Raw genomic sequence first — 15,911 nt, forward strand, 5'->3', positions numbered from 1 at the left:
GCGCGCGGCTGATCAGAACAGCACCCCGTCGTCGTGCTCGGGTCCGTACATGTTGATTTCCATGCCGCACTCGATTTCGCGGATCACGGGTTTCGTCCAGGCCATGAAAGTCTCCTCCTCTCGCAGGTTGCCATGGGAGGAGTGTGCGGCCTCGGGGGTCCGCGGGGCGATTCTTATCTTCTAAGAAGCGCCGAGACGAAAGTCGGTGTCCGCGCCGCTCAGCGGATCGGCGGCGTGCCCTCGAGGCAGAAGCCCTTCTGGCGCAAGGTGATGATATCGAATCCGAAATCTGCCGAGGGTTTCAATTTCCTGCGCAGGTAGCCGATGTAGACATCAACGACGTTTTCCGAGCGCGAGTCGCCCGCCCAGAGCCGGTCGAAGATCTCGCCGCGCGAGAGCGGGGTGCCGGCATGGGTGGCGAGCAGCGCCAGCAGGGCGAACTCGCGGTCGGTGAGCTGCAGGCTGCGGGCGCGGGTGCTGAGACTGTGGTCCGCGGCCGACAGGCGGGCGGGTTCGGGGCGGATCGCGGCGGCGCGGTGCTGCTGCACCTGGAGGCGCGCGACGAGCTCGTCGAAGGCAAAGGGTTTGACCACGTAGTCATCGGCCCCGGCGGCGAGCCCAGCGGCGCGCTGCTCGACCTCGGAAAGCGCCGAGAGCATGACCACCGGAAGCTGTGCCCCGGCGGCGCGGGCGCTGCGCACCAGCTCGATGCCGCTGTCGGCGCCAAGCATGACGTCGATCACCGCCGCGTCGAAGCGCTGCCCGGTGAGCCGTTCGAGCGCCAGATCGGCGCGGTTGCAGGTTTCCACCGCGTAGCCGTGCAGCCCCAGCCCGCGGGCCAGGGCCGAGCAGATCTCGGGGTCGTCATCGACGACAAGGAGGCGGGGGGCACGGCTCATGGCGGCAGGCTAGCGCGCGGCGCGCGGCAGGCGAAGCGCGATCTTGGTCCCGGGTGACTCGCCGAGCGCCTTGGCGCGGGGCAGGGGGCTTTCGATGGCGATGTGCCCGCCCTGCTGCTCGATCACCCAGCGAGCCAGCGGCAGGCCGAGGCCGAAGCCCTGTGTCCGCGTGCCGCCGCCGCCCTGCGCAAAGCGGTCGAAGAGCCGGGCCTGCAGCTCTTGCGGGATGCCGGGGCCGTTGTCGGTGAGGGTGATTTCCGCCTCGGGTCCATCGGCGCGCAGCTCCAGCTTCAGGGCGCCGCCGCTGCGGGCGTGCCGGATGGCGTTGCGGATCAGCCCCGCCAGCACCTGCCGCAGCCAGTTGCGGTCTGCCTCGACGATCAGCGGGGCAGGGGGGGCGTCGGGGCCGAAAAGGTGCATCCCGGCGTTCGAGAGCTCGGCCGCGGTTTCGGCCGCAGCCTCCCGCGCCAGATCCGACAGATCGACCGGCACCGGGTCCAGCGCCAGCTGCCCGGTCTCGGAGCGGGCGACGCGCAGCAGGTCGTCGATGCGTCGGCTGAGGCGGCTGGCACGGGTCTCGATGGTGGCAAAGGCGGCCTCGGGCGCGGGCGCGCCCTGTCTGCCGAGCTGCGCCTCCATCAGGATCACCGTCAGCGGGGTGCGCAATTCGTGGCTGATGTCGGCGAAGAAGCGGCGGCGATCCTCGTCGGTGCGTTCGAGCCGGGTGTTGGCGGCGCGCAGGGCCTCGGTACGCTGCGCGATGGTCTGGTTGAGCTGCGCGCGGTCCTCGGCCACCGCCTCGGCGCGGGTGGCGAGGGCCTGGGCCATGCGGCTGGTTTCGCTGTAGAGCGCGCCGATCTCGTCCTGGCGGGTGCCGGGCAGGGCGATGGCGAAATCCTCCTGCCCGATGCGCCGGGCGGCGGCGCGCAGCGCGTCGAGGCGGCGGAACTGCGGCCGGACGAGGCCGAAGTAGAACCCCGTCGAGAGCGCCAGCGCCAGCAGCCCCATGCCGAACGCCGCCAAGACCAGCCGCTGGCGCAGCGCGTCGATGCCCCGCAGGATCTCGCGGCGGAGCCGGCGCTCCTCGTTCACCGCCTCGGCAAGCAGCGGGTCCACCCCCGAGGCGAAAGTGTCGAGATGCGCGCGCAGGCGGGCGGGGTCTGTGGTGTCGGAGGTCAGCGCGGCCTGCGCCGAGTGGAACAGCGCCTCGATCCGGGCGATGGAGAGCGAGAGTGTGGCGCGGCGGCTCTGCGCGTCGAGTCCCTGCGCGGCGGCGACCTCGGTATCGAGCCCGGCGCGCAGCCGCGCGAAGGTCTGGGCAAGGGTCGCGGCGAGGCCCTGGGTGCGCGCGGCGCGGGTCTCGGGGGGCTGGCCGCGCTGGATCAGCTCGGCGGCGACGACGATATAGGTAGAGACCTGCGTGGAAAGCGCGGCATAATCCTCGAGCCGCGCCTCGGCCGCCAGCGCCGAATCGAGTCGGTCTGAGACTCGGGCCATTCCGAGCACGATGATCGCCGCGGTCAGCAGCGTCGCTAGGCCAAGAAGCCCCGCGCCGAGTCCCAGTCGCGCCTTGAGGGAGAGGCCCGATCGCCCGATCCCCTGCCGCCGAGCTTCCATGGCTGCCTTGAAAATGTGCGTTCGCCCAAGAAACGCGCGCGTTCTCTGGGCAATGCTGCAGTGCGGCGCAACTGACATAAATCGTGAGACCCGAATATTAACACTCAGGGGGATACTGGAAGGGCATCACGTTCAAACCCACGAGGCAACCATGATTGAGCTTCTCTTTATGGCGTGCTTGTCAAGTGCGCCCGATCAGTGTCAGCAGCGCAGCCTGGTATTTTCCGATGTCACCCCTCTGGCCTGCATGATGGGTGCCCAGCCGGAACTGGCCCGCTGGGTCGAGGAACATCCGGCCTACACGGTGTCCCACTGGAAATGCCGCGAACTCGGCACCGGTGAGCGCGAAGCGTGACCCCGCGCGCGGCCCGGCGGGCCATCTGCGGAGCGCGATCCATTCGTTAGTGAATTTCTACGTAGGTAATTTCTACCATCCCGGGTGGCCGGGACGAACCGCTCCCTAAGGAGCAATTGACGCGGCGCGACTCAGGCGTCACCCTCTCCGGCTGGAGAGGGAGGTCTTCGTGCAGGGCAGTGACACCGCGACGCGCTTCATTGGCAGGGGCATGGGCGGAGCGACAGGCGATGCGCGCGGTGGCGCGCGGTCCGAACCGGCACGGCTCGGCATCACGGCGGTTTCGCTGGCCGTGCTCGTGTTGCTCTGGGTGCTTGCCGCCCATCTCACCGATGATCCGCAGATCCTGCCGCAGCCCTGGGCGCTGGCGGCGCCCTTTGCCGAGGCGCTGCGCTCGGGCGAGCTGCTCTATCACCTGGGCCGCACGCTGGGCCGCGTGGCCTGGGCCTTTGCCCTGGCGATGGGCGCGGGCATTGCGCTTGGCATGGCCATGGGGCGCTTTGCGAAGCTCGACCGCTGGCTCGATCCTTGGCTGGTGATCTTCCTCAACCTGCCGGCGCTGGTGCTGATCGTGCTGTGCTACCTTTGGATCGGCCTCAACGAGACCGCCGCCATCGTCGCCGTCACGCTCAACAAGATCCCCAATGTCGCCACGGTGATCCGCGAAGGCGCGCGGGCGCTCGACCCGGGGCTCGACGCCATGGCGCAGGTCTATCGCATGCCGCTGGCGCGCCGCCTGCGCCACGTGGTGCTGCCGCAGCTCGCGCCCTTCATCACGGGCGCCGCCCGCTCGGGGATCGCGGTGATCTGGAAGATCGTTCTGGTGGTGGAATTCCTTGGCCGCTCGGACGGGGTGGGGTTTCAGATCCACCTCTATTTCCAGCTTTTCGACGTCGGCATGGTGCTGGTCTACGCGTTTTCCTTCATCGCGGTGATGCTGGCGGTGGAATGGCTGGTGCTGCAGCCCTGGGAGCGGCGGGTGCGCCGCTGGCGGGGGTGACCGGAGCCTGAATGACCGCCCTCGACGTCTCTGATCTGCGGTACAGCTACGGGTCCAAGCGCGCGCTCGACGGGGTGAGCTTTGCGTTGCGCCCCGGGTTCACCGCGCTGCTCGGGCCGAACGGGGCGGGCAAGTCGACGCTCTTCGCGCTGCTCACCCGGCTTTTCGTCACCCGCGAGGGGCGCATCACCGTCGCCGGGCACGACATGGCCCGCGCGCCGCGCGCGGCGTTGTCGAAGATCGGCGTGGTCTTCCAGCAGTCGACGCTGGATCTCGACATGAGCGTGATGCGCAACATGCGCTATTTCGCGGCGCTTCACGGCATCGCCGGGCGCGAGGCGGTGCGGCGCAGCGAGGCGGCGCTGGCGCAGCTCGGCATGGCCGAGCGGGCCGGGGAGAAGGCGCGCAATCTCAACGGCGGCCACCGGCGGCGCATGGAGATCGCCCGGGCGCTCATCCACCAGCCGCAGGTTCTGCTGCTAGACGAGCCGACGGTGGGGCTCGATTTCGAGAGCCGCCAGGCCATCGTCGATCATGTGCACGGGCTGGCGAAGGCCGGGCTGACGGTGCTCTGGGCCACGCATCTCGTCGACGAAATCGCCGATGGTGACGACGTGGTGGTGCTGCACAAGGGGCGGGTGCTCGCGCATGAGCCAGCCTCGGAGCTGCGCGCCGGCCGGCCGCTTGCCGAGGTCTTCATCGAGATGACCGGGCAGAAGAGCGCCACGCGGGAGGGGCAGGGATGAACGCCTGGCTTGTCGCCATGCTTGCCATCGTCCGCCGCGAGGCGGCGCGCTTCGTGCACCAGCGGTCGCGGTTCCTGGCGGCGCTGGTGCGGCCGCTGGTTTGGCTCATCGTCTTTGCCGCAGGCTTTCGCGCCGCGCTCGGGATGTCGATCATCCCGCCCTACGAGACCTATATCACCTACGAGGTCTACATCATCCCCGGCCTTTGCGGGATGATACAGCTGTTCAACGGCATGCAGAGTTCGCTTTCGCTGGTCTACGATCAGGAAATGGGCTCGATGCGGCTGCTGCTGACCTCGCCGCTGCCGCGCTGGTGGCTGCTGCTGTCGAAGCTGCTGGCGGGGGTCGCGGTCTCGGTGCTGCAGGTCTACGTCTTTCTAGCCGTGGCGGCGGGCTTCGGCATCGTCCTGCCGGGCTGGGGCTATGTGCTGGTGCTGCCGGCGCTGATCCTGTCGGGGCTGATGCTGGGGGCGCTGGGGCTGCTGATCTCGTCCACCATCCGCCAGCTCGAGAATTTCGCCGGGGTGATGAACTTCGTGATCTTCCCGATGTTCTTCCTGTCGACCGCGCTCTACCCGCTGTGGAAGATGGCCGAGAGCTCGACCCTGCTGCGCGACATCTGCGCGGTGAACCCCTTTACCCATGCGGTCGAGCTGATCCGCTTCGCGCTTTACCAGAGCCTGAACGGCTGGGCGCTGCTTTGGGTGGTGCTGGCCTTTGTCGTTTTCTTCGGGCTGGCGCTGGTCGGCTACGACCCGGCGCACGGGATGAGCCGGCGCCCGAAGCGCGGCTGAGCGGAGTCAGGCGAGGCAGGTCTCGAGCGCCGCGACAATCTCAAGGAAGGCTGGGTCGGTGTCGCGCAGGCGCGGCCAGATCAGCGCGATCTCTGTCGCCGCGTCGGAGGTCGAGATCGGCACCGTCGCCACGGGGCGTCCGTCGTAGCAGAGGCTGCTCGGCGGCGCGGAGTAGCTGATGCCGATCCCGGCGCCATGCGCCGCCAGCGAGCGCATCATCTCGAGCGAGCGCACCCTGTGGCCGACGGTGGGGCTGAGCCGCATGGCCTCGAAGAGCGTGGTCATGAAGCCCTCGGACAGCTCTTCGGAGAAGAAGATCAGCGGATGCGCCGCCAGCTCCTGCAGGGTGAGCGTCTCGTTCCGGGCCAGCGGATGGTCCGGCGCGAGGAAGGCCACCGGCAGGATTGTCTTCAACACGCGGCGCTCGAACCGCGCGCCGAAGCCGACGTCATAGGAGATCGCCAGATCGACGCGGCCCTCGTCGAGCGCCGCGGCCAGATCGGAGAACCGCCCCTCGGTGCCCTCGAAGCTGACCTCGGCAAAGCGGCCGCGGAGGTGATCCAGCGCCTTGGCGAGCTGCAGCGGCGCGAGGTCCTCGAAGCAGCCGAGGACGAAGGGCGCAGGGCTGTCCGAGCTGCGCTCGATCCCCTCGGCAAGCTGCAGCAACTCGCGAATCCGGCCGAGGAGGCGATGCCCCTGCGGGGTGATCTCGACCGGGGCGCCCTTGCGGCGCAGGAAGAGGCGGGTGCCGAGCCGCTCTTCGATCCGGGTGATCGCCACCGACAGCGAGGGCTGCGAGACGTTCAGCCGCCGGGCCGCCTCGGTCAAGCTGCGCAGCTCGGCGACGGCGATCAGGTATTCGTATTGGCGCAGGGTGTTATATAGCATGAAGTTATGTAATTCATGATAAGACATTATTGGAGGTTATCTTTTAGCGGGACTAGGCTCGCCCGAAAAGAGGATATTCCGATGCACGCACTACTCACCCAGGACATGGTCGAGACCTTCCAGCGCGACGGGGTCGTGCTGGTCAAGGGGCTCTTCGCCAACCACGTTGACGACATCCGCGCCGGGATCGCGCGCAACATGGCAGAGCCCGGGCCCTATGCCGCCGAGAACCTCAAGGAGGGCGAGGCGGGGCGCTTCTTCGACGATTATTGCAACTGGCAGCGCATTCCCGAGTTCGAGCGCGTGCTGCGCAGCTCGCCCGCGGCCGAGGTCGCGGCCGAGCTGATGCGCTCGGACAGGGTGCAGGTCTTCCACGATCATGTCCTGGTCAAGGAACCCGGCACCTCCAAGCCGACGCCCTGGCACCAGGACGGGCCCTATTACTTCGTGGACGGGATGCAGAACGTCAGCTTCTGGTCGCCGGTGGACCCGGTCACAGATGCCAGCCTGCGCTGCGTCGCCGGAAGCCACCTGTGGGACAAGCCGGTACTGCCGAAGCGCTGGCTGTCCGAGACCGACTTCTTCCCCGATAGCGACGCCTACATGCCGGTGCCCGATCCCGACGCCGAGGGCATGGACATCCGGGAATGGCAAATGGAGCCGGGCGATGCCGTGGCCTTCAATTACGGCATCCTGCATGGCGCACGGGGCAACACCTCGACCTCGCGCCGCCGGGCCTTTTCGCTGCGGCTGGTCGGGGACGACGCGCGCTACGTCGCGCGCCCGGGTCCGACCTCGCCGCCATTCCCCGGCCACGGCATGCAGCCCGGAGACGTGCTGCGCAAGGACTGGTTCCCGGTGATCTTCGAGCGCTGAGGGCGCTCGCGGCGGCCGGGTAGGCTTGGGCCGGGGTGGGGCGGTGGTCCAAGCCGCCTGGCCGCAGGGGCGCTCGCTCCTGTCAGGTCTTTGCCAGCCGGTAGATCGCAGGGATCACCAGCACGGTCAGCGCGGTCGAGGTCAGCAGCCCGAAGAGCAGCGAGATCGCCAGGCCTTGGAAGATCGGGTCCATCAGGATCACCGCCGCGCCGATCATCGCCGCCAGCGCGGTCAGCAGGATCGGCTTGAAGCGTGTCGCCCCGGCCTCGATCAGCGTCTCGACATCGAGCGGTTTGTCGGGCTGGGCGTGGCGGATGAAGTCCACCAGCAGGATCGAGTTGCGCACGATGATCCCCGCCAGCGCGATGAAGCCGATCATCGAGGGCGCCGAGAAGGGCGCGCCAAAAAGCCAGTGGCCGACGATGATGCCGAGGAAGGTCAGCGGCACCGGCGTCAGGATTACCAGCGGCAGGCGGAAGCTGCCGAACTGCGCCACCACGAGGATGTAAATTCCCAGCAGGGCCACCGCGAAGGCCGCGCCCATGTCGCGGAAGGTGACCCAGGTGACCTCCCATTCGCCATCCCACAGAATGCTCGGGCTCGAGGTGTCCTGCGGCTGGCCGTGCATCGAGATCGACGGCTTTTGCCCCTCGGGCCAGTCGAGACCATCCAGGATGTCGGCGGCGGCAAGCATGCCGTAGAGCGGCGACTCGAAGTCGCCCGCCATCTCGCCCATCACCATGATCGTCTCGAGGCCGTTGTGGCGGAAGATCGGGAAGGAGGTGAGCTCGTCCTGCAAGGTCACCACATCGCCCAGTTCCACCACGCCGCGCCCGCCGGGCAGGGCGTCGGCCGGCACAGGGGTCGAGAGCGCGGTGGCATCCATCACCCGGTCCGAGCGGTCGCGCGACAGAACGATGGGGATGGGCCGCCGCTCGCCGCCACGGTGCGAGTAGCCCACGGTGCCGCTCCCGTAGAGCAGCGACAGCGTGTCCAGCGCGTCGGATTCCTGCACCTTGTAGAAATCCAGCGCCGAGGGGTCGAGCCCCACGCGGCGGCGCGGGGCCTGCACGCCGTAGCTGTCGTCGACATCGACGACGTAGGGGATCTCGTCGAAGGCGGCGCGGACGCGCTCGGCCACCCTGCGGCGGCTCTCGGCGTCGGGGCCGTAGACCTCGGCCATGAGCGTCGAGATCACCGGCGGGCCGGGGGGCGGCTCGACGGTCTTCAGCACCGTGCCTTCGGGCAGCTCGAGCGCCGCGAGCTTCTCGCGCAGGTCCAGGGCGATCTGGTGGCTGGTGCGGTCGCGGTCCCCCTTGGGGGCGAGGTTGATCTGCACGTCGCCCATCTCGGGGAGCTGGCGCAGGTAGTAGTGCCGCACCAGCCCGTTGAAGTTGAACGCCGAGGCGGTGCCCGCGTGGGTCTGGGCCGAGATCGCCTCGGGCAGGGTGAGCGCGACGCGCGCCACCTGCTGCGCGACGGCGGCGGTGGTCTCGAGCGCGCTGCCCTCGGGCAGATCGATGACCACCGACAGCTCGGACTTGTTGTCGAAGGGCAGCAGCTTGACCGTGACGTCGCGCGTGTAGAGCGCGGCGAGCGAGCCGAAGGAGAGGACGGCCACCGCCAGCAGGAAGAGCGCCGAGACGGATTTGCGCGCCAGCAGCGGCCGGGCAACCGCGGCATAGAGCCGCCCCAGCGCGCCACCCGCCGCGCCGTGCTCGGCGCCAGGGTGCAGCGGCGCGCGACCGGCGATCCTGAGCATCAGCCACGGCGTGATGATCACCGCCACGAAGAAGGAAAAGATCATCGCCGCCGAGGCGTTGGCGGGGATGGGGCTCATGTAGGGCCCCATGAGGCCCGACACGAAGAGCATCGGCAGCAGCGCCACCACAACGGTCAGCGTGGCCACGATGGTCGGGTTGCCGACCTCTGCCACCGCCGCGACGGTGGCGCCGAAGCGGCTCTGGCCCGCGTGCTTCATCGCCCAGTGGCGGGCAATGTTCTCGATCACCACGATGGCGTCGTCGACGAGAATGCCGATCGAGAAGATCAGCGCGAAGAGCGACACGCGGTTGAGCGTGTAGCCCATGATCCAGGCGGCGAAGAGCGTCAGCAGGATAGTCACCGGGATGACGATGGCGACCACGATGGCCTCGCGCCAGCCGATGGCGAAGAGCACCAGCACGACGATCGACAGCGTGGCGAGCCCGAGATGGAAGAGCAGCTCGTTGGCCTTTTCGTCGGCGGTCTCGCCATAGTCGCGGGTGATCTCGACCGTTATGGACGAGGGGATGGTATCGCCCTCCATCGCTTCAACCCGGTGCAGGATCTCCTCGGCAACCACAACGGCATTGGCCCCGGCGCGCTTGGCCAGCGCCAGCGTCACGGCGGGGCGGCTCTCGATGCCGTCGGGCCCGTGGCCGACGGTGCTGACGTAGTCCACGTCGGTGTCGGTCTCGAGCGTCACCTCGGCCACGTCGCGCAGGTAGACGGTGCGCCCGTCGCGGGCGGTCAGCTCGAGATTGCCGATCTCCTCGGAGGTGGTGAGCGTCTCGCCGACCACCAGCCCGACCTGCCGGCCGCCCTCGCGCAGGGTGCCGAGCGGCAGCGCGGTATTGGCGCCCTCGATCTTGCCCCAGAGCTGTTGCAGGGTGATCCCGTAGAGCGCCAGCCGCGCCGGGTCGGGGTTCACCCGCAGCTGCGGCTCGGTGCCGCCGATGACATAGGTGAGGCCCACATCCTTGATGGCCGCGAGCCGCGCCTCGAGCTCGCGCGCGACGCGGGTGAGATCGGCGGGGGTGACGGCGGTCTGCCCATCGGCGGGCGAGAGGGTGAGCGCCACGATGGCCACATCGTTGATGCCCCGCCCGACGATCAGCGGCTCGGGGATGCCGACGGGGATGCGGCCCAGGTTGGCGAGGATGCGGTCGCGCACGCGCAGGATCGCGGTGTCGGACGACACCCCGACGTTGAATCGCGCTGTGACCATGACCACGTCGTCGCGGGTCTCGGAGTAGACGTGTTCGACCTCGTCGATGCCCTTGACGATGGTCTCGAGCGGCTCGGTCACCAGTTTCACCGCGTCCCCGGCACGCAGCCCGTCCGCCTGCACGTGGATGTCGACGAGCGGGACCGAGATCTGCGGCTCCTCCTCGCGCGGCAGGGCGGCAAGGGCGATGAGGCCGACCGCGAGCGAGGCGATGAGGAACAGCGGGGTGAGCGGCGACTTGAGGAAGGCGCGGGTGAGGTGCCCGGCCAGTCCGAGGGCGCCCGAGGCGCCGCTATCGTGGTCAGTCATCGAAGAGCACCACGGTCTCGCCGGCATCGAGCCCGGTCAGGATTTCGCGCCATGCGGCGCCTTCCCGGGTCACCGCGCGGCCCGGCACGACGATGCGCTGCACCGGTCCCTCGGCGGTTTCGACCACGACCATGTCGAGCCCGCCGCCCCTGCCGATTGCGGCCTCGGGCACGAGGATGGCCTGCCGCGCGCCCACCGGGAGCCGCACCGGCAGGCGCAGGCCGACGTAGCGCTCTTCGAGCCCGGCGACTTCGACGTCGGCCTGCAGGCGACCGCCCTCGATCTGCGGGTAGAGCTTGGCGATTGTCCCCGCGCCAGTGGGGCTCCCGGTGGGGCTTGCGGGGCCGTGGCCACTTTCCATCTCGATCCGGTCGCCCTCGGCCAGGGTCTGCGCGAACCGCTCGGGAATCGACAGGCGCAGGAAGGCGCCGCCGCTGCCGATCAGCGCAACCGTCTCGCCTTGGCCGACGAAGGAGCCGCGCGAGACCGGCACCGACAGCACGATGCCCGCCTCGGGCGCGGTGACCCCGCCTTCCTCGATCTGCCGCTGGATCACCCGGCGCTGCGCCTCGGTTGCGGCGATCTGACTGGTCAGCACGTCGACCGAGGTCTGCAACGCGTCGAGCCTTTGCGCCGAGATCGTGCCGCTCTGCTGCAGGGTCTGGCCGCGGGTGAGATCTGCCTGGGCGTTGCCGAGCTGGGCGCGCAGCGCCTCGGCCTGGGCATCGAGCGCGTCGATCTGGACCGAGAGCTTTTCATCCTCGACGGTGCCGACGAGCTGCCCGGCCTCGACCCGGTCGCCCTCGGTGACGTTCAGCGCGACCAGCGTGCCCGCGATGCGGGCCCGGGCGGGCAGCTCGTTGCGGGTCTCGACCTCGCCGTAGACGGGCTTCCACTCGGTGATCGGTTCGGAAATGACGGGCTGCGTCTGGGCCAGAGCGCCGCTGGCGGCCCAGAACAGGAGTATCGAAAGCACGGTAGGTCGCATGGCAGTCCCTCGCGGGCGACTTAATATTCCATAACGTGAATATAAATAGAATTCCAGTAGAAACCTGCACTTCAATACTTGGGCGAGGCGTTGCCGGGCGCAGGCGATCATCGGCCCCGCGCCCCGCTCACCTGTCCGCCAGGACCTCGGGCGCGGCGCCGGTGAGCTCGCGCCCGGCGCTCTGGTACCAGCGCTGGAGGCCGTCCCAGATCTCTTCGGCCTCTTCCGCGTACCAGAAGAGATCGCGGTCCTCGGGGTCGATCACCCCTTCCTCAACAAGGAAGTCCACGTCGAAGGCCCGCCGCCAGAAGCTCTCGCCGACCAGCACCACGGGCACCGGGAGGATCTTGCGGGTCTGGATCAGCGTCAGCGTTTCGAAGAGCTCGTCCAGCGTGCCGTAGCCGCCGGGGAAGACGACCAGCGCCCGGGCGCGCTTGAGAAAATGCAGCTTGCGCAGGGCGAAGTAGTGGAAGCGGAAGCAGAGGTCGGGCGTGAGGTAGGGATTGGGGTATTGCTCGTGCGGCAGGGTGATGTTGAGACCGACGCTGCGCGCCCCGGCCTCGTGACTGCCGCGGTTCGCCGCCTCCATCATGCCCGGCCCGCCGCCGGTGACCACCACCAGCCGGTTGCCGGGCGGCCCTTCCTGCGAACCGACGATCCGCCCGAAGGCGCGCGCGACGTCGTAGTAGCGACTCTTGTGGGCCACGCGCCGGGCGATGGCGAGCGCGTCTTGCAGGGCCGGATCGCCCGGGGACTGCGCCAATGCAGCCGCGCGCGCGGCCACCTCCGCCGCGGCGCGGGCCGGCTCGGGAATGCGCGTCGCGCCGAAGACGACGACGGAATGGGCGATGCCATGCGCCTGCAGCAGCGTCTCGGCCTTCTGGTAGTCGAGCATCAGCCGCACCCCGCGCATGTCGTCGCGGTCGAGGAAGTTCACGTCGTGATCGCCCGCTCGGTAGCTCGGGCTGGCCATGATCCGGCGCACGAGGTCCGGCGCGCGCCGGTCCTCGGTGGCGGGTTTCGGCGCGCACCACGGCAGATCCACGTCGCGCTCCGCGCTCGGCGGCGGTGTCTCGGGGCAATCTTCCATCATCGGCCCTCCTTCTTCTTTCCGCGCACCGGCAGGCGTCCGGTGGCACGCTCCATGATCTCCTCGGTGACTGCATTCCGCCGCGGCGGGGGGCGTCGCCCTGTCCGGCGGGCCAAGCTCTGGGGTTTCATGGGGCGGTCCTCGCCACGACGATCTGCTTCAAGGTAACGGATTCGCGCGCCGTTACCTTGCGCCGTGTCAAACCCTCCGCCTTTGCAGCGCCTTGTGAAGGCGACCGCGATCCCCTTGCATTGCGCTTCGCGACAGGTCCCGGGTCAGCGCCGGGCTTTCCCGCGGCGCCCGCGTGGCGCATAGTCAGCTCAGGAGGATCCCACCATGATAGACGTGAAAGATATCGGTGAGCACGGCATTCTCGAGCTGACGATGACCCCGCCGGTCACCGATTCCGATTACCGCGACAAGCTGATGCCCGCGCTCGACGCGGCGCTGACCAAGGGCGACCGGCTTCGGTTGCTGGCCATCGTCGAGGCGCGCCCCTCGGAGTTCACCCTCGGTGCGATGGTGCAGGATGCGCGGACCGGGCTCAAGCACTGGCGCGGCTTCGACCGCATCGCGCTGGTGAGCGACGACAAGGTCGTCAGGGCGGCGGTCGGGGGGGTCTCGGTCTTCATGCCGTGCCCGGTCTCCACCTTCGCGATGGCCGAGGTCGACGCGGCGCGGCGCTGGCTGCGCGAGAGCCTCGGCACGATCCAGCAAGAGGATCTTGGCGACGGCATGCTCGAGGTGCGGTTGCGCGGAAAAGTGGATGGCGCAGCCTATGACGAGGCCATCGGCGATCTCGACAGTTTCTTCGCGGCGCATGAAACGGTGCGGCTGCTCATCGACCTGCGCGATTTCGACGGCTGGCAGGGGCTCGACGCGCTGCGCGACCATTTCTACCTCGTGCGCGGCCATGCCAAGCGGGTGCAGCGCGCGGCGATCGTCGGCGATGCCGGCTGGCAGGAGATGGCGGTTCAGATCGGCAAGCGCGCCTTCGGACTCGAGGCGAAGTATTTCGCCGCCGCCGACATGGCCAAGGCGAAGGCGTGGCTGGCGGGTTGAGCGCGCCGAAGGCTAGCGCCCGAGCCGCCCCTGCACGCGGCGCCTGACGTCGTCGGGCTCCTCGCCGAGCGCGCGCAGGAGCGCGGCGAGATCGCCGCGGGTGCCGTGCAACTGGTCGATGAGCTGCATGACCATCCCCAGCGCGTCGTCGTTCAGCTCGAAGTCGTCGCAGAGATCGCAGAGCAGCTCCATCCGCGCGATGTCGACCTGGCGATAGACCGCGCGACCGCTCGCCTCGGCGGGATAGATCACCTGCGCGCGCAGGAAGCGGGTGAGGCGCGCGCGGTCGAGCCGCCCGACGGCGGCGATGGCTTCTTCCTCGGAGTAGAAGACGCGGGTCATGCTCAAGTCCTCCAGCCCTTGCGCGGATCATACGGGTGGCTCTTGGCCCATTCCTCCATGAAGTCGGCGAGCCTGTCGTCGACCTGCTTGGGCATCACGATCTGCAGTTCGATGCGCTGGTCGCCGGCGGCGCGTCCCGCGGCGGCGACGCCCCGCCCGCGCAGCCGCAGGGTCTGGCCGCTGCTGGCGCCCTTGGGGATGGTGACCTTCACTGGCCCGGCGATGGTGGGCGCCTCGACCTTGGCCCCGAGCGTTGCCTCGTAAAGGGTGATCGGCAGCGAGATGACGATGTCGTCGCCCTCGCGGCGGAAGATCGGGTGCGGCTGTATCGAGAAGGTCACATAGGCATCCCCCGGCGCGCCGCCGCCGATGCCCGGCCCGCCCTTGCCGCGCAGCCGCAGGGTGGTGCCGTCGGCGACGCCCTTGGGGATTTTCACCTCGAGGTTGCCGCCTCCGGGCAGGGTGATCCGCATGGAGCCGCCGTTCGCCGCGTCGAGGAAGGGGACCTCGAGCGCGTATTGCGCATCGGCGCCGCGGGCGCGGAAGCCGTAGCCGCCCTGTCCCTGAGCGTGTCCACTGCCCTGGCCCCCGGCCTGACGGCGCAGGAACTCGGCGAAGATGTCCTCGGCGTCGCCGAAGTCCTCGTAGCGCGGGTCGCGGCGGTAGGGGTTGTCGGCCTGCTCGGCGAAATCGCGGTAGAAGCGGCGCTCCTGCGGGCGCTCCTGCCCGCTGGCGTCGATCTCGCCGCGGTCGAAGCGGGCGCGCTTCTCTGGGTCCTTCAGCAGCTCGAAGGCCGCGCCGGCCGCCTTGAAGCGCGCTTCGGAGGTTGAATCGCCCGGGTGCAGGTCGGGGTGGCTCTCCTTGGCGATCCTGCGGTAGGCCTTCTTGATCTCGTCGGCGCTGGCGGTCTTTGTCACGCCGAGCACGTCATAGGGGTTGTCGCTCATCGCCGCTCCACCGGTGAGTCCGCTCGTGACGAGTAGAGCCGGTTCGGGCGTATCCCGCAACTGCGCGCTGCGGTTTTCGGGCGCGAAGGCCGGCAGCCCGGGGGCCGCCGGCCTGGACCAGGGGATCGAGAGCGCCGGGCTCAGTAGACCGTCACGTCGAAGCCGAACCACTTCTCGGAGAGCGCCTTGGTGGTGCCGTCTGCCTTCACCGAGTCCAGCGCCTTGTCGAACATCTCGCGCAGATCAGTGTCTTCCTTGCGCAGGCCGACCGAAGAGCCGCGTCCGAGGATGCCGCCCTGGAAGCGCGGGCCCGCCATGGTCATCTCGGCGTTTGCCGGTTCCTTGATCGTGGTCATCAGGTAGGCGGGCGAGGCGATCACCGCGTCGATGCGCCCGGCCAGCAGGTCGAGGTCATGCTGCTCGGTCGCCTTGTACTCGCGGATGGTCAGCTCGTCACCGAAGGTCTCCTGCATGAAGCGGGCTGAGATCGCCGAGCTCTGCACGCCGATGGTCTTGCCCTTCAGCATCGGGCGGATCTCCTCGATCGCCTCTGCCGCGCCCTCGGGGTTGTTGGCGAGGTTGAACAGCTCGCCCTTCAGCGGCAGCTGCTCGAGCTCGCTGCCCTTGAGCACGCCGAAGGTCTGGCCGGTGGAGCCGTAGGGCTGCGAGAAGGAGATCACCTCTTCGCGCTTTGCAGTGGCCGACATGCCGGCCATGATCGCGTCGTACTTGCCGGCCAGCAGGCCGGGGATGATGCCGTCCCAGTTCTGCGCGACGAGGGTGCACTCGACCTCCATCCGCTCGCAGAGCACCTTGTAGAGATCAACCTCGTAGCCGGTCAGCGTGCCGTCGGCCTCGGTGAAATTCCACGGCGCGAAGGCGCCTTCGGTGGCGATGGTGACGTGGGTCCAGTCCTTCGCCTCGGCAGTTGCGGCAATGGCAGCAAGGCCGAGCGTCGCGGCGATGAGTGTTTTTTTCATGGTGTATTCCCTTGTTGGTCTTTGGTTGC

16 protein-coding genes are annotated in these 15,911 nt (G+C 68.9%); 6 read left to right on the forward strand and 10 right to left on the reverse strand.

Annotation, left to right across the window (positions count from 1 at the left end):
• Window positions 1–12: 12 nt before the first annotated feature.
• From pqqA to CEW88_RS21990, 3 genes are all read right to left on the reverse strand, one after another.
• The gene (gene pqqA, locus CEW88_RS21980; RefSeq protein ID WP_040384855.1) at window positions 13–105 is read right to left on the reverse strand and encodes a pyrroloquinoline quinone precursor peptide PqqA; all 93 of its coding nucleotides are present in this window, start codon (window positions 103–105) and stop codon (window positions 13–15) included.
• A 113-nt stretch (window positions 106–218) separates the two neighbouring features.
• Window positions 219–899: a response regulator transcription factor gene (locus CEW88_RS21985; RefSeq protein ID WP_108970524.1), complete on the reverse strand. Its 681-nt coding sequence runs from the start codon at window positions 897–899 to the stop codon at window positions 219–221.
• A gap of 9 nt (window positions 900–908) precedes the next feature.
• Window positions 909–2,516 carry a sensor histidine kinase gene (locus CEW88_RS21990; RefSeq protein WP_108970525.1) on the reverse strand — a complete coding sequence of 536 codons (1,608 nt, stop codon included), beginning with the start codon at window positions 2,514–2,516 and terminating at the stop codon, window positions 909–911.
• A gap of 151 nt (window positions 2,517–2,667) precedes the next feature.
• Between CEW88_RS21990 and CEW88_RS21995 the strand changes: the two genes are divergently transcribed.
• From CEW88_RS21995 to CEW88_RS22010, 4 genes are all read left to right on the forward strand, one after another.
• Window positions 2,668–2,871 carry a hypothetical protein gene (locus tag CEW88_RS21995; protein ID WP_108970620.1) on the forward strand — a complete coding sequence of 68 codons (204 nt, stop codon included), beginning with the start codon at window positions 2,668–2,670 and terminating at the stop codon, window positions 2,869–2,871.
• Window positions 2,872–3,082: 211 nt separating this feature from the next.
• The gene (locus CEW88_RS22000) at window positions 3,083–3,871 is read left to right on the forward strand and encodes an ABC transporter permease (protein ID WP_108970621.1); all 789 of its coding nucleotides are present in this window, start codon (window positions 3,083–3,085) and stop codon (window positions 3,869–3,871) included.
• A gap of 11 nt (window positions 3,872–3,882) precedes the next feature.
• On the forward strand, window positions 3,883–4,617 hold the full coding sequence (locus tag CEW88_RS22005; RefSeq protein WP_108970526.1) for an ABC transporter ATP-binding protein: 735 nt from the start codon (window positions 3,883–3,885) through the stop codon (window positions 4,615–4,617).
• On the forward strand, window positions 4,614–5,411 hold the full coding sequence (locus CEW88_RS22010; protein WP_108970527.1) for an ABC transporter permease: 798 nt from the start codon (window positions 4,614–4,616) through the stop codon (window positions 5,409–5,411). Before CEW88_RS22005 ends, CEW88_RS22010 begins: the two co-directional genes overlap by 4 nt.
• A 6-nt stretch (window positions 5,412–5,417) precedes the next feature.
• Here CEW88_RS22010 and CEW88_RS22015 read toward each other — a convergent pair whose 3' ends face one another.
• Entirely contained in the window at window positions 5,418–6,299 is an 882-nt protein-coding gene (locus CEW88_RS22015) for a LysR family transcriptional regulator (protein WP_159099701.1), read from the reverse strand.
• An 81-nt stretch (window positions 6,300–6,380) separates the two neighbouring features.
• Here CEW88_RS22015 and CEW88_RS22020 point away from each other — a divergent pair, with 81 nt between their 5' ends.
• The gene (locus CEW88_RS22020) at window positions 6,381–7,175 is read left to right on the forward strand and encodes a phytanoyl-CoA dioxygenase family protein (RefSeq protein WP_193989108.1); all 795 of its coding nucleotides are present in this window, start codon (window positions 6,381–6,383) and stop codon (window positions 7,173–7,175) included.
• Between the two features lie 82 nt (window positions 7,176–7,257).
• Here the strand turns inward: CEW88_RS22020 and CEW88_RS22025 are convergent, their stop codons facing one another.
• The 3 genes from CEW88_RS22025 to CEW88_RS22035 form a co-directional block, all read right to left on the reverse strand.
• Window positions 7,258–10,473 (reverse strand): efflux RND transporter permease subunit, encoded by a 3,216-nt coding sequence (locus CEW88_RS22025; RefSeq protein ID WP_108970529.1) that lies wholly within the window; start codon window positions 10,471–10,473, stop codon window positions 7,258–7,260.
• On the reverse strand, window positions 10,466–11,449 hold the full coding sequence (locus CEW88_RS22030) for an efflux RND transporter periplasmic adaptor subunit (RefSeq protein WP_254694579.1): 984 nt from the start codon (window positions 11,447–11,449) through the stop codon (window positions 10,466–10,468). Before CEW88_RS22030 ends, CEW88_RS22025 begins: the two co-directional genes overlap by 8 nt.
• A 139-nt stretch (window positions 11,450–11,588) precedes the next feature.
• Entirely contained in the window at window positions 11,589–12,554 is a 966-nt protein-coding gene (locus CEW88_RS22035) for an LOG family protein (protein WP_108970531.1), read from the reverse strand.
• Window positions 12,555–12,887: 333 nt separating this feature from the next.
• On the opposite strand from CEW88_RS22035, the gene CEW88_RS22040 reads away from it, so the two are divergent.
• The gene (locus tag CEW88_RS22040) at window positions 12,888–13,613 is read left to right on the forward strand and encodes an STAS/SEC14 domain-containing protein (RefSeq protein ID WP_108970532.1); all 726 of its coding nucleotides are present in this window, start codon (window positions 12,888–12,890) and stop codon (window positions 13,611–13,613) included.
• A gap of 12 nt (window positions 13,614–13,625) precedes the next feature.
• Here CEW88_RS22040 and CEW88_RS22045 read toward each other — a convergent pair whose 3' ends face one another.
• The 3 genes from CEW88_RS22045 to CEW88_RS22055 all read right to left on the reverse strand — a co-directional run bounded on the left by CEW88_RS22045 (window position 13,626) and on the right by CEW88_RS22055 (window position 15,882).
• The gene (locus tag CEW88_RS22045; protein ID WP_108970533.1) at window positions 13,626–13,955 is read right to left on the reverse strand and encodes a hypothetical protein; all 330 of its coding nucleotides are present in this window, start codon (window positions 13,953–13,955) and stop codon (window positions 13,626–13,628) included.
• Between the two features lie 2 nt (window positions 13,956–13,957).
• Entirely contained in the window at window positions 13,958–14,902 is a 945-nt protein-coding gene (locus tag CEW88_RS22050; RefSeq protein ID WP_108970534.1) for a DnaJ C-terminal domain-containing protein, read from the reverse strand.
• A 140-nt stretch (window positions 14,903–15,042) separates the two neighbouring features.
• A complete protein-coding gene (locus CEW88_RS22055; protein ID WP_108970535.1) occupies window positions 15,043–15,882 on the reverse strand; it encodes a transporter substrate-binding domain-containing protein in 840 nt (279 codons plus the stop codon).
• Between the last annotated feature and the right edge of the window lie 29 nt (window positions 15,883–15,911).

This window comes from Alloyangia pacifica, assembly GCF_003111685.1.
Classification (GTDB): domain Bacteria; phylum Pseudomonadota; class Alphaproteobacteria; order Rhodobacterales; family Rhodobacteraceae; genus Salipiger; species Salipiger pacificus_A.